General features: G+C 75.2%; 9 protein-coding genes. 6 read left to right on the plus strand and 3 right to left on the minus strand.

Features of this window, described 5'->3' with window-relative positions:
* Nucleotides 1-21: 21 nt before the first annotated feature.
* A complete protein-coding gene (locus FGE12_RS09690) occupies nucleotides 22-771 on the minus strand; it encodes an OmpA family protein (RefSeq protein WP_153866118.1) in 750 nt (249 codons plus the stop codon).
* A gap of 212 nt (nucleotides 772-983) precedes the next feature.
* Here FGE12_RS09690 and FGE12_RS09695 point away from each other — a divergent pair, with 212 nt between their 5' ends.
* The gene (locus tag FGE12_RS09695) at nucleotides 984-2,456 is read left to right on the plus strand and encodes a sigma-54 dependent transcriptional regulator (protein ID WP_153866119.1); all 1,473 of its coding nucleotides are present in this window, start codon (nucleotides 984-986) and stop codon (nucleotides 2,454-2,456) included.
* Nucleotides 2,457-2,483: 27 nt separating this feature from the next.
* Here FGE12_RS09695 and FGE12_RS09700 read toward each other — a convergent pair whose 3' ends face one another.
* Both FGE12_RS09700 and xth read right to left on the minus strand, forming a co-directional pair.
* On the minus strand, nucleotides 2,484-4,031 hold the full coding sequence (locus FGE12_RS09700) for a nitrous oxide reductase family maturation protein NosD (RefSeq protein ID WP_153866120.1): 1,548 nt from the start codon (nucleotides 4,029-4,031) through the stop codon (nucleotides 2,484-2,486).
* Nucleotides 4,032-4,177: 146 nt separating this feature from the next.
* Entirely contained in the window at nucleotides 4,178-4,945 is a 768-nt protein-coding gene (xth, locus tag FGE12_RS09705) for an exodeoxyribonuclease III (protein WP_153866121.1), read from the minus strand.
* A gap of 192 nt (nucleotides 4,946-5,137) precedes the next feature.
* On the opposite strand from xth, the gene FGE12_RS09710 reads away from it, so the two are divergent.
* The 5 genes from FGE12_RS09710 (at nucleotide 5,138) to FGE12_RS09730 (ending at nucleotide 13,236) form a co-directional block, all read left to right on the plus strand.
* The gene (locus FGE12_RS09710; protein WP_153866122.1) at nucleotides 5,138-6,109 is read left to right on the plus strand and encodes a tetratricopeptide repeat protein; all 972 of its coding nucleotides are present in this window, start codon (nucleotides 5,138-5,140) and stop codon (nucleotides 6,107-6,109) included.
* Between the two features lie 239 nt (nucleotides 6,110-6,348).
* Entirely contained in the window at nucleotides 6,349-8,832 is a 2,484-nt protein-coding gene (locus tag FGE12_RS09715) for a penicillin-binding protein 1A (protein WP_228530688.1), read from the plus strand.
* The gene (locus FGE12_RS09720; protein WP_194797746.1) at nucleotides 8,829-10,217 is read left to right on the plus strand and encodes a VCBS repeat-containing protein; all 1,389 of its coding nucleotides are present in this window, start codon (nucleotides 8,829-8,831) and stop codon (nucleotides 10,215-10,217) included. The genes FGE12_RS09715 and FGE12_RS09720 overlap by 4 nt, the downstream gene beginning before the upstream one ends.
* A complete protein-coding gene (locus tag FGE12_RS09725; protein ID WP_194797747.1) occupies nucleotides 10,214-11,578 on the plus strand; it encodes a peptide ABC transporter substrate-binding protein in 1,365 nt (454 codons plus the stop codon). Before FGE12_RS09720 ends, FGE12_RS09725 begins: the two co-directional genes overlap by 4 nt.
* Nucleotides 11,575-13,236 (plus strand): ATP-binding protein, encoded by a 1,662-nt coding sequence (locus tag FGE12_RS09730; RefSeq protein WP_153866123.1) that lies wholly within the window; start codon nucleotides 11,575-11,577, stop codon nucleotides 13,234-13,236. Before FGE12_RS09725 ends, FGE12_RS09730 begins: the two co-directional genes overlap by 4 nt.
* Nucleotides 13,237-13,258 lie beyond the last annotated feature (22 nt).

The raw sequence follows: 13,258 nt of genomic DNA on the forward strand, positions 1-13,258 counted from the left end.
GACGCGCCCAGTGTAGCGCGCCTAGCGAACGAACTCGACGCGGCGGTTCTGCGCCCAGCTGTCCTCGTCCTGGCCCTGGGCCACCGGGCGGTTCTCGCCGTAGCCCACGGTCTCCAGGCGGCCGGCCGGCACGCCCAGGTCCACGAGGTAGCGCTTCACGGCGGCGGCGCGGCGGTTGGAGAGCTGCAGGTTGTACTCCTCGGTGCCACGCTCGTCCGCGTGGCCCGCGAGCGTCACCTTGCCGCTGCCGCCCTTGAGGCAGTTGGCGATGTCGCTCAGGCGGCTCTGCGCGTCGCCGCTCAGCGTGGCCTCGTTGAAGCCGAAGCGCACGGGCGAGAAGTCGCAGGACGCGGAGGTGTCCGCCGCGCACTTACCCGCCTGGCAGGTCTGGCCGTCGGTGCAGTCCGCGTTGCTCGAGCAGGTGCCCTCGGCCTTCGCCACGCAGCGGCCGTTCTGGCAGCTGCCGGTGCCGCAGGCGCCGTTGTCCTGGCACTGCGCGGGGGCGCAGGTGCCCGCCTCACAGATCTTGCCGGCGCCGCACGCGCTGTCGCTGGTGCAGGTCTGGGCCTTGGGCGAGCACTTGTTGTCCTGGCACGCGAAGCCCTCCTTGCAGTTCGCGTCCGTGGCGCACTCCTGGCACTGGCCCTGGACACAGACCTCGCCCTTCTCGGAGCACTGCTTGTCGTTGTCACACTTGGGGTAGGACGGCGGGCAGCCCGTCAGCGCCAACAGCGCAAGTCCGAGCCCCGCCACCAAAGAAATGCGTCGCATGTGTCTCTCCGGGAATAAGGCCGCCCGAGAGGGCAGCGTCGAGCGGACCGGATAGTCCCCCGGAAGGGTACGAGTCAAAACAAAACCGCCCCCGGCAAGCGCGTTGCACTGGACAGCCCCGACGCGCCCCGAAGCCCTTGAACCGCCAATCCTTTTCCGCGCACTGTGGCCGCCTGGCCGCGGTGTGCGCGGCCCCGGAGAGACAGCGCCCGATGCCTGCCACCGTCCTCATCGTCGATGACGAAAAGAACATTCTTCTGACGCTTCACCAGAGCCTGCAGCTGGCGGGCTATCGCACGGAGCTCGCGAGCTCGGGGCAGGTGGCGCTGGACGTGGTGAGCGCGCGGCCGGTGGACGCGGTGCTGATGGACGTGAAGATGCCGGACCTGGACGGGCTCACCGCGCTCGAGCGGATGCAGGCGCTCAAGCCGGGGCTGCCGGTCATCATGATGTCCGGGCACGGCACCATCGACACGGCGGTGCGCGCGACCCAGCTGGGCGCGCGCGACTTCCTGGAGAAGCCCATCGCGAGAGATCGCCTGCTGGTGGCGCTGCGCAACGCGCTCCAGCACCAGGCGGCGATGGAGGAGCTCGCGGAGCTGCGCGCGGAGGTGGGCACGGGCCGCTACCAGATGGTGGGCTCGGGCCCCGCGATGGAGCGCATCTTCAGCCTCATCCGGCGCACCGCGCCGAGCGAAGGCCGCGTGCTCATCACCGGCGAGAACGGCACCGGCAAGGAACTCATCGCGCGCGCGCTGCACCAGAACTCGCGCCGCAAGCAGGGCCCCTTCGTGAAGCTCAACTGCGCGGCGGTGCCGCACGAGCTCATCGAGAGCGAGCTGTTCGGCCACGAGAAGGGCGCCTTCACCGGCGCGGTGAGCGTGCGGCGCGGCAAGTTCGAGCTCGCGCACGAGGGCACCCTCTTCCTCGACGAGATCGGCGACATGCCCAGCGCCATGCAGGCGAAGCTCCTGCGCGTGCTGCAGGAGGGGGAGCTCGAGCGCGTGGGCGGCGCCGAGACGCTCAAGGTGGACGTGCGCGTGCTCGCCGCGACGAACAAGGACCTGCCCCAGGAGATCGCCGCGGGGCGCTTCCGCGAGGACCTCTACTACCGGCTCAACGTGGTGCAGATCCACTCGCCGCCCCTGCGCGAGCGGCGCGAGGACCTGCCGGACCTCATCCGCAGCTTCCTGCAGGAGGCCTGCGCGAAGAACGGGCGGCGCCCGCTGCAGCTCTCCTCCGAGGCGCTCTCCGTGATGGCCGCCTACGACTACCCGGGCAACGTGCGCGAGCTGCGCAACCTGGTGGAGCGGCTCGCCATCCTCTGCGAGGGCCCCAGCGTGAGCGGCGCCGAGGCGCGCGAGCTGCTGCCGCCCGCGCGCGCAGGCCAGCCCCCGCCCCCCGCCCCGCTGCTGCGCGCGCTCGAGGGACTCTCCGCCGCGCCGCCGCCCTCCCCCGCCCCGCCGCAGGCCTCCGCAGAGCCGGTGAGCAGCGGCTTCCGCCCGCGCGCGGACAAGCCCTTCCGCGACCAGGTGGAGGACGCCGAGCGGGAGATCATCCAGTTCGTGCTCGCCCACACCCAGGACAACGTGACCGAGGCGGCGCGCCTGCTCGACCTGGAGCGCGGCCACTTCTACAAGAAGATGAAGGCGCTGGGCCTGCGGCGCGGAGCGGCCGAGTCCTGAGCCGCCCTTCGCCTCCGCCCGCCCGCCTCAGCAGCCGGTCTCGACCGCGCCGATGTCGGGCGCGGCGCCGCAGAAGCTGAGCCCCACGTTGCGGCCGTGGTCCACCGCAGCGCTGCCCGGGGTGAAGCCTTCCGCCGGGATGCCGGGCGCGGCCTCCACGGAGCCCGAGTCCTTGCCCTGCGACTGCCAGCTGCCGAGCGAGAGCTGGCTGCCGCTGCTGTGCACCACGGCCGGCGGCGCGTAGAGGTTCGCGCCCACCTGCAGGCCGGGCGCCATCGAGCCCACCTGCAGGTCGATCGCCGCCTGCACGATGTTGTTGAACACCTGGGTGTTGCTCGTGGCGCCGCCGGTGCCGCCGCCCACCATGATGCCGGCGTTGCCCACGCCCACCATCGTGTTGTTCACCACCTGGGCCGCCTCGGAGTTCTCCAGGCGGATGGCGTCGCCGTCGCGGGTGCTGTCCTTCACCACGTTGCGGATGCGGTTGCGGCGCACGAGCACGCGCGTGGGGACGGGGCCCTCGTGGTTGCCGCCGATCGCGATCGCCTTGCCCACGTTGCTGATGTCGTTGTCCTCGAGCAGCACGTCGGAGGCGGACATGTGCACCACCACCGCGCAGCCGCCGTAGGTGGTGAAGTCGTGCATCTCGTTGCTCACCACCTTCACGTTCTTGCAGGTCTTGATGTCCACCGCGTTCTCGAAGTTCGCGTACATCTCGTTGCCCTGGATGACGACGCCGTCCGCGGGCGGCAGGCTGCTGAAGCCCTCGGGCCCGATGCACTGGACCGCGTCCCCCGAGTTGTCGTGGATGCGGTTGTTGCGCACCGTGATGTTCTTGCTCGAGGGCTGGATGACCACGCCGTGGCTGTCCTGCCCCGAGCGCACGAAGTGGTGGATGTGGTTGTTCTCGATGGTGGCGCCGGTGGCGTTCGCGTAGGTGGTGATGCCGCCGCCCAGCGCGCCGTGGTGCACCTCGGAGCCGGAGATGGAGGAGCCCGTGGTCGCGCCGGTGAAGGCCACCGCGAAGCGCGCCTGGCTCTTCACGTCCACGTCGAAGCCGTCCAGCTGCCAGTAGGGCTTGGCGATGGTGACGAGCGCCGAGCCGCCGGAGGCAGGGATGATCTTCGGCATCCCCTCGCCCTGCAGGCGGATGGGGGCAGCCGCGGTGCCCGCGCGCACGTTGCCCTCGAGCGCGACCGCCTCTGCATAGGTGCCCGCCTTCACCGTGATGCGCTCGCCGGGGCCCGCCACGCTCACCGCCTTGCCGATGGTGCGAAAGGGCGCCGCCTCGCTGCCCGCGCCGCTGTCGTTGCCCGCGGGCGACACCACCCACTCGCGCGTGTACTTCACCGCGGGCGCCGGGCTCTGCCCCGTGCCGGTGCCGGTGCCGGTACCCGGGCTCGCCGGGGACTGGCCCGTGCCGGTGCCCGGAGCGTTGGAGGGAGCATCCACCTCGCCGCCGTTCTGCGAGCAGGCGGCGAGGCCGCCGCCCAGGCCGAGCAGGGTGAGGGTCGTGAGCGAGCCGAGGAGCGAGCGCGCGAGCCGGGCGCGCGTGGGGCGAGGCGTTGCAGTCATCCAGATCCCGTGTCGGGCCGGGCACGCGGCCACGCACCATGCGCGGCGGACGGCGGCATCCGAGAACGGCGGACAACACGGGTCCGGCGGGAACTCGTCCCGCCGGCCTCATTTCGAACCTGGAGGGTAGCCGGGCAGCAGAGCCCCTAGTCGAAGCGCGCCCAGACGGCGGCGTGGTCGCTCGGCTGGGCACCCTTCCGGGTCTCGCGGTCCACGTCCACCTCGCGGCAGCGCGCCATCAGGGGAGCGGTGGCGAGGATGTGGTCGATGCGCACGCCCTTGTTCTTGGGGAAGGCGAGCATGCGGTAGTCCCACCAGCTGAACTTCTGCACCTCGGGATAGAGGCGGCGGAAGGTGTCCTCGAGCCCGAAGGCGCACAGCTTGCGGAAGGCCGCGCGCTCCTCCAGCGTGAACAGCGTCTGCCCCTCCCAGGCCGCGGGGTCGTACACGTCGATGGGGTCCGGCGCCACGTTCCAGTCCCCGAGCAGCAGCAGCGGCTCGTCCGGGCGGTGGCGCGTGTCGAGGTAGCGCCGCAGCCGCTCGTAGAACTGCAGCTTGTACTGGAACGCGGGCGAGTCCGGGCTCTGCCCGTTGGGCGCGTACACGCTGAGCACGCGCACGCCGTCCACCGTGGCGGCGATGACGCGCGCGTGGGTGTCGTCCACGCCGTCCGAGAGCCCGTGCACCACGTCCTGCGGCGCGCTGCGCGCGAGGATGGCCACGCCGTTGTAGGTCTTCTGCCCGTGCACGGCCGCGTGGTAGCCCGCCTCGCGCACCGCCTCGAAGGGGAAGTCCGCCTCGGTGCACTTGAGCTCCTGCAGGCAGACCACATCTGGCTGGGCGCTCTTGAGCCAGTCGACGAGCCGGCCCTGGCGGGCGCGCACGGAGTTCACGTTCCAGGTCGCGATCTTCATGGGGAGGGGACGCTCGCACGGCGGCCGCGCCCCCTGCCACGCTTTTTGACCCCGCGGCCCCTCGGGTGTGGCCGCAGGGTGTGGCTCACGGGCCACACCGGCGCGCTTCCCCTCTGAAGAGGCCCTGGCACGCGCGTCGCAATCCCTCCCTGCGGAAGCCCTCTCCCGCTTCCGCCCGGAAGGAGCGCCGCCATGAACAAGCCCCTCTTCACCGCCTGCCTCGCCCTCGCGCTCGCCGCCTGCGACGGCGCCCGCACGCCCCCGCGCGCCGGTGCGCCCGCCCCCCAGGCGATGCGCCCCCCTGCCCCGCCGGACGCCGGGCCTCGCACGGAGCTCGCCGCCGCGGCCCCGCCCCCCGCGCCCCCGCCCGACCCGCTCGCGCTCGCGCACGAGGACCCCGAGTCGTGGACGCCCGAGGCCGGAGACCACCTGGAGAAAGCGCGCCACCTGCGCGAAGAGGGCGACGTGGCGGCGGCGCTGCTCGAGGTGCGCCGGGAGCTGGCGGATGCGCCCGCGGACGAGGAGGCCCTGCTCGCGCTCACCCGCCTCGCACCGCGCGTGGGCGAGCGCGCCCTCGCGGCCCTCGCCTACGAGCGCCTCGCTGCCTTGCGCCCCGAGGACCCCTTCCCCCTGATGCAGCGCTCGCGCCTGCTGCTCGCGCTGGGCGACGCGAAGGGCGCGGTGGAGGCCGGCGAGGAGGCCCTGCTGCGCGACCCGGAGAACGCCGAGACCTACCAGGCCCTGGGCCGCGCGCACCTCGCCGCGGGCGAGCCGCTGCGCGCCATCACGCGGCTGCAGCAGGCGGTGGAGCTCGCCCCCGAGCACGGCTACGCGCTCAACAACCTGGGCTACGCCTACCTGCAGGTGAACGACGATGCGCGCGCGCTCGAGGTGCTCACGCGCGCCGCCGAGCTGCTGCCCGAGGTTGCCTACGTGCAGAACAACCTGGGCGTGGCGCTGGAGCGCGCGGGCCGCACCGACGAGGCGCGCGCGGCCTACCTCGCCGCCATGGACCTCGCGCCCGCGTACGTGAAGGCGCAGCTCAACGTCGCCCGCCTCGGCCAGCTGGCGAGCGTCTCGGGACGCCTGCCCGCCGAGGGGGCGGGCCTGCGCGGCGTGCCCCGCGAGCCCCAGGTGGACGGCGCCTTCGATGCTGCCCAGTGACGCGCCCGCTGGGATCCTCGGCTGAATCCTGCCGTGTGGCTGGACGAACGCCGGGCCTGCAGGCCCGGGCAGCGGTTCCCCTGCCCCTCCGGGCGGTCTAACCTCCACCTCCTGTCCCCCCGCCCATGAGCCCTGCAAGTCCTGCCCGCGCGATGCCGCCGTCCCCGCCTCCCCCGTCCGATGTCCCCCCCGGCCGGCGCCCGCCGCGCGCCCGGTCGCAGGGCGCGCTCCTGCGCTGGATGAAGCGCCTGCTGCTCGCCGGCGCGCTGGCGCTGCTCCTGGTGGTGGGTGCGGCGGTGGCGGCGTACGCGTACTTCAGCCGCGACCTGCCCTCGCTGCAGGCGCTGAAGACCTACCGCCCGCCGCAGGTGACGAAGGTCACGTGCGCGGACGGCAGCGTGTGCGCGGAGTTCTTCGAGGAGCGGCGCACGCTGGTGGACATCGCGCAGCTGCCCGCGCACGTGCGCAATGCCTTCCTCGCCGCGGAGGATGCGGACTTCTACCAGCACGAGGGCCTGGACTTCGTGGGCATCGTGCGCGCGGGCGTGAAGAACCTCATCCCCGGCAGCCAGAAGTCCGGCGCGAGCACCATCACCCAGCAGGTGGTGAAGAACCTGCTGCTCACGCAGGAGCGCAGCCTCACGCGCAAGGTGCGCGAGTGGATCCTCACGCCGCGCGTGGAGGCGGCGCTGACGAAGGATCAGATCCTCAACCTGTACGTGAACCAGATCAACTTCGGCCAGCGCCGCTACGGCGTGGAGGAGGCGGCGCTCTACTACTTCGGCAAGCACGCGAAGGACCTGAGCGTGGGTGAGGCGGCGGTGCTCGCGGGCACGCCCCAGTCCCCCAACCGCATCAACCCGGAGACGAACATCGTGCGCGCCAAGGCGCGCCAGCGCTACGTGCTGGGCCAGATGGTGCGCCACGGCTTCCTGCCCCAGGAGGTGGTGGCCCGGGAGCTGGACAAGCCCATCGTGCTCGCGCCGCGCCCGCCCCCGCAGCCCGGCCCCTACTACGCGGAGGAGATCCGCCGCACGCTGCTCGCGCGCTACGGCGAGGAGGCGGTGCTGCGCGGCGGCCTGCGCGTGCAGATCGCCATGGTGCCGCGCCTGCAAGCGCTCGCGGACCAGGCGATGCGCAACGGGCTGGAGGCGCTGGACCGGCGCCAGGGCTACCGCGGCGCGCTGGGCACGCTGGCTCCCGAGCGCTACGCCGCGCTGCGCCCGCTGCTCGCGCAGCGCCTCGAGGAGAGCGGCAAGCGCCAGCAAGAGGCGCAGTCGGTGGCGGACCTCACCGCGCTCGCCGAGGCCGCCCCGCCCGAGGCGGCGCAGCCCGACGAGGAGAAGCCCGAGCTCACCGAAGAGGAGGCCGCGGCACTGCCCTCCGGGGACGAGCGGCTCGCGCTCTCGGTGAGCCTCAAGCCGCTGGCGGAAGGCCTGCAGGTGGTGGGCTACGTCACGCAGGTGGACGATGCGCTCAAGCGCGCGCGCGTGGACCTGGTGGGGCGGACGGCGGAGGTGGCCTTCTCCTCCGTCGCGTGGGCGAAGCAGAAGGGCAAGCCCGCGCCCTCGAAGATGTCGGACGTGATGAAGCCCGGGGAGCTGGTGCGCGTGCGCATCCTGCGCGTCACGCCCTCCCCCGCGATGCTCGAGGCCACGCTGGACCAGGTGCCGCGCGCGCAGGGCGGCTTCGTGGCCATCGACCCGGAGACGCGGCACGTGGTGGCGCTGGTGGGCGGCTACGACTTCGCGCGCTCGCCCTTCAACCGCGCCACCCAGGCGAAGCGCCAGCCGGGCTCCTCCTTCAAGCCCTTCCTCTACGCCGCCGCGCTGGGCAGCGGGCGCTACACGGCGCTCACCCAGGTGAACGACGCACCCGAGGCCATCCGCGACCCGTACACCGGCAAGCTGTGGAGGCCGCAGAACTTCGACCGCCAGTTCGAGGGGCCGATGACGCTGCGCACCGCGCTGAGCAAGTCGAAGAACACAGTGTCGGTGCGCCTCATCGAGGCGATCACCCCCGCCACCGTCATCGACTTCGCGCGCCGCGCCGGCATCCGCTCGCCGATGCCCGAGAACCTCACGCTCGCGCTGGGCACCGGCGAGGTGAGCGTGCTCGAGGAGGCCAACGCCTACGCGACGCTGCAGTCCGGCGGCCGCTACGCCGAGCCGCTGCTGGTGCTCAAGGTGCAGGACGCCGCGGGCACGGTGCTCGAGGAGCACCAGCCCGCCTTCGAGGAGACGCTGCCCCCGGCCGTCGCGTTCCTCGCCACCTCGCTCATGCGCAGCGTGGTGGAGGAGGGCTCGGCCATGGCGGTGCGCGAGCTCAACCGCCCCGCCGCCGGCAAGACGGGCACCAGCAGCGAGAGCAAGGACGCGTGGTTCAGCGGCTACACGCGCGACTTCGTCGCGAGCGCGTGGGTGGGCTTCGACGACGGCACGCCCCTGGGCTCCACCGAGACGGGCGGGCGCGCGGCACTCCCCGTGTGGCTGGACTTCATGCGCGGCGCGCACCAGGGCCTGCCCGTGCGCGACTTCGACCCGCCGCAGGGCGTGGTGCTGGTGCGCGTGGACCCCGCCACGGGGCTGCTCGCCGGCAGCAGCATCCCGGGGCGCATGGAGCCCTTCCTCGAGGGCACCCAGCCCACCGCCGAGGCGCCCCCGCCCGGCCAGGTGGACCCGAACCGCTTCTTCCTGGAGGAAGGCAAGAAGGGCGGTCTGTGAGCCGGGCGCTTCGGACCGCCACCCTCCTCAGCCTGCTGTGCGCGCTCGGGGCCGCCGCGGCCCCGCGCGCCGAGCCTGCGCCCTCGCCCGCGCTGGAGCGGCTCGCGGACGCGCTCGCCCAGGAGCTGCGCGCGCGTCACCCCGAGCCTCCGCTCGCGCTGCACGTCTCCGCCGCCTCGCCCGCGCTCGCGCGCGCCCTGGGCACGCTGCTCGCCGCGCGCCTGGAGGGGCTCGCGCCCGTGGTGCTCGAGGCCCCCTCGCCGAAGGACGCCGAGGCGCTCGCGCGTGAGCAGGGCCTGCGCTCGCTCGCGCGGCTCGCGCTCTCGCTCGAGGCCGGCGAGGTGCGCGCGCGCGGAGACCTGCTGGGCACCTGGGTGAACTTCTGGTCGGGCCGCACACCCACGCGGCCCCCCGCCCCCGCCGCAGCGCTCGCGCGCGCGGTGCCCGCGGATGCCCCCGCGCTCGCGCTCGCCGCAGCCCCGGCCGAAGGCCCCCCTGCGCCACACCGCGGCCCCGTGCGCCTGCTCGCCGCGCCCTTCGCGCAGCTCCCCGGCCGCACCGGGGCGCTCGCCGCGGGGGACCTGGATGGCGACGGGCGCGACGAGGTGGCGGCGCTCGTGCGGCTGCCCTCGGGGGCCGAGGAGGTGGTGGTGCTGGACGCAGGCGGCCAGGTGCGCGCGCGCCACGCGCTCTCCGCGCTCGCGCCCTCCGCCACGCCCCCGCGCGAGCCCTTCGGCGCGCTCGCCTTCCAGGCCTCTCCGCGCCGGCTGCTCGCGCGCTCTGCCGCGCGCGAGGCCGGCGAGGCGCTGGTGCTCGGGCCCCCGACCGCTTCCGGGGAGGAGGCGCAGCTGCTCCCCCAGGCGCGGCTGGAAGGTCCCCTGCCCCTGGACGCGGCGCTGCGCGCGCCGCTGCAGGAGGGCGGCCGCGCGCTCGTGGGACCCGAGCTCGCGTGGGGCCCGGCGCCGCTGCGGGCAGCCGCGCCCTTCGTCACGGCCGCGCTCGCGCCGGGCGGGGGCGCGCCGCTGGTGCTCGTGCACCCGGATGGCGCGGCGAGCCTGTACGCCGCGCCCGGGGCCGCGCCGCGCGCGCTCGCGGGGCTGGGCGCGGGCAGCGCGCTCGTGGACGTGGACGGCGACGGCGCACCAGAGCTGCTCACCACCGAGCCCGCGCCCCTGCCCTCCCCGGAGCGCCTGCGCGTCTTCGACCTTCCCGGCTCCGGAGCCCTGGGCGCGCCGCGCGGCGAGGCGGTGCTCGCGCGCGGGCGGGCGCTGCAGGTGGTGGCGGCGCGGCTCGAGCCGGGGACGGGGCCGCGCGGGGTGCTGGTGGCCCTCTGGCTCGAGGATGGCACCACCGAGCTCACCCTCCTGCGACCGGTGGCCCCGTGACCCTGCGCCCCTTCCTCCTCTCCCTCACCCTGGGCCTGGCCCTCCCCGCGCACGCGGCGGGCCGCCCGCCCTACGGCGGCACCCTCGCGCTCGCGCACGCGGGCGCGCTGCCGCCCGCGGACCCCGCGCTCGCGGACACGCCCGAGCAGGCCACCCTGCGCGCGCTGGGCGCCTCCGCGATGTGCCGGCTGCCCACGGCGCAGGGGGCCGTGCAGCCCGTGCTCGCGCTGAAGCTCGAGCGCACGCGGCCCCAGCTGCTCGAGGTGACGCTGCCCTCGCCCGCGCTCGCCAGCGCCTTCGCGCGCGCCCTCTCGCGGCTCAGCGGGTCCGAGGCCCCCTCGCCCTACCGCGCGCTGCTGCAGCCGCTGCAGGGCGAGGGCCGCAAGCTCTCGGCCACGGGCGCCACGCTGCCGCTGGCACTGGCCTACCCGTGGCCCGACCTGGAGCGCGCCCTCTGCCACCCGGCGCTGGGCGCGCCCGAGGCGCCGGGGCCCTTCACGCAGGCCCCCGCGGGCGCCTGGACCGCGCAGCCGCGCCAGCCCGAGGGGCGCCCCTTCCTGGACGCCGTCGTGCCCACGCGCGCCGAGGAGCGCGAGCTCGCGCGGCGGCTCGGGACGGGCGAGGCGCAGGTGGCGCTGGGGGGCCCGGGCCCTGAGGGAGCGCCTGGCGGCGGCGCCGCGCTGTACGCGACCTACCTCGCCTTCTCCCCGCGCCGGGTGCCCGCGGACTTCCGCCAGGCGGTGGAGAGCGTGCTGGACCGGGTGGACCTCACGCGCCTGTACGTGCGCGGCCCCGCCGAGCCCATGGCGGGACTCCTGCCTCCGGCGCTCGCCGCAGCGCTCCCCGGCGCAGCGCCTGCCGCACCGCGCCCCGCACCGCCCGCGAGCGCGGGAGGCCGGCGCGTGACGCTGCTCTACGACGCGCAGCTCGCGGACCAGCGCGCGGTGGCCGAGCGGCTGCAGGTGAAGCTGTACGAGCGCGGCTACGCCGTCGCACTGCAGGCGCTGCCGCGCGCGGCCCTGCGCGCGCGCTGGGCAGCGGGCGACTACGAGCTGATGCTGCACGCGGTGCTGCTGCCCCCGGTGCCCTCGCTCGCGCTCGCGGTGGCGCTGGACACGGGCGGCCGGCACGACCTGCTCGGCGTGGAGCTGCCGCGGCTGGGCGCGGTGGCGGACCAGGCTGCGCGCGATGCGCGGGCGCGCGAGCGGGCGCTGGCGCTCGCCCCCTCCGTGCCCCTGGTGCCGCTCTACGCGCAGGGGCTCGCCCTGCGCGCACGCCCCGAGCTGCAGGGGCTCGCGTGGGACGCCCAGGGGCTCGCCCTGCTCGCCGGGGCGTGGCTGCAGCCAGCGGGGGCGCCATGAGGCTGCGCACCCGGCTCGCCCTCGCCTTCGCGCTGCTCGCGCTGGTGCCGCTCTCGCTGGTGGTGCCGCTCTCGCTCGCGCGGCTGCGCACCACGCTCTCGCGCGAGCTCGCCGCGCGGATGCAGAGCGCGACCGCCTCGGTGCAGGAGTCGCTCGGGCGCTCGGCGCAGGCCGCGGCGCGCGCCGTGGACGAGCTCGCTGCGAGCGAGGCGCTCGAGGACCTCGCGCGCGAGGAGGCGGTGCGGCCCGGCGCAGGCTTTCGCGCGGACACGGCCGAGCAGCTGATGCGCAGCCGCGGCCTCGGGGTGCTCGCGCTGCTGGACGGCGAGGGGCGCACCCTCTCCTCGGGCCACCTGCCGGCGCGCCGCGGGGATGTGGACCCGGCGCTGTTCGCGGTGACGCGCGCCGCGCCCGACGCCTCGGAAGGCCCGGTGCCGGTGCGGGTGGAGGTGCGCGCGGCCGCGGGGCTGCGGCCCGTGCCGGCGCTGGTGAGCGCGCGGGCCGTGGCGGGCACGGGCGGGCGACTGTGGGTGGTGGGCGGGGTGCTGTTGGACGACGGGCTCGCGGCGCACCTGGCGCGCCTGAGCGGAGCGGAGGTGGCCTTCCTCCTCGGTGACGAGGCGGTGGCGCGCGCAGGCAGCGCGCTGCCGCCGGTGGCCGAGCGCGCCCTGCCGCTGGGCCGCGTGGCGCAGGTGCAGCTGCGCTTCAGCCGCGCCGGGGCGCTCGCGGCCGAGCGGGACGTGCTGCGCGCCTTCGTGCTGCTCGCGGCCACGGGGCTCGCGCTCGCGGTGCTGCTGGGCGTGCTGGTGGCCGGGCGCATCACCCGGCCGGTGGAGGCGCTCACCCGCGGGGCGCGCCAGGTGGCCGAGGGCGCGCGCGACGTGGAGGTGCGCGCCCAGGCGGGCGGCGAGGTGGGCGAGCTGGTGCGCACCTTCAACGGGATGACGCGCGAGCTGCAGGCCACCACCGACCGGCTCGTGGCGAGCGAGCGCATCGCGGCGTGGCAGGAGGTGGCCCGCCGGCTCGCGCACGAGATCAAGAACCCCCTCACCCCCATCCAGATGTCGCTCGAGACGCTGCTCGCGGCGCAGGGCACCGGAGACCCGCGCTTCGCGGGGCTGTTTCGCGAGAGCGCCGGCGTGGTGCTCGAGGAGGTGGACCGGCTGCGGCGCATCGTGGACGAGTTCAGCCGCTTCGCGCGCCTGCCCAAGCCCCAGCTCGCGCCGGTGGAGCTCGCGGAGCTCGCGCGCTCGGTGCTCGCGCTCTACGCCTCCCCGCGCGCCGGGGTGCGCCTGCACGCGGAGCTCGCTCCGGGGGTGCACACGCGCGCGGACCGCGACCAGCTCACGCAGGTGCTGGTGAACCTGGTGAAGAACGCGGAGGAGGCGATGCCCTCGGGCGGGGACATCCACGTGCGCGTGCGCGGGGGCGAGCGCGACGCGCTGCTCGAGGTGGAGGACACCGGGCCCGGCGTGGCGCCCGAGGATCGCGCGCACATCTTCGAGCCCTACTTCACCACCAAGGCCGGCGGCAGCGGCCTGGGGCTGGCCATCGCCGCGCGCATCCTGCAGGAGCACGGCGGCCGGCTCGAGGTGGGCGGCGAGCCCGGAGCCGGCGCCCGCTTCACCCTGGTGCTGCCGCGCAGCAGCGCGCCGTAGCGCCGCTGCTGCGAGGCCCTCC

It is taken from the genome of Aggregicoccus sp. 17bor-14, assembly GCF_009659535.1.
Lineage (GTDB): Bacteria > Myxococcota > Myxococcia > Myxococcales > Myxococcaceae > Aggregicoccus.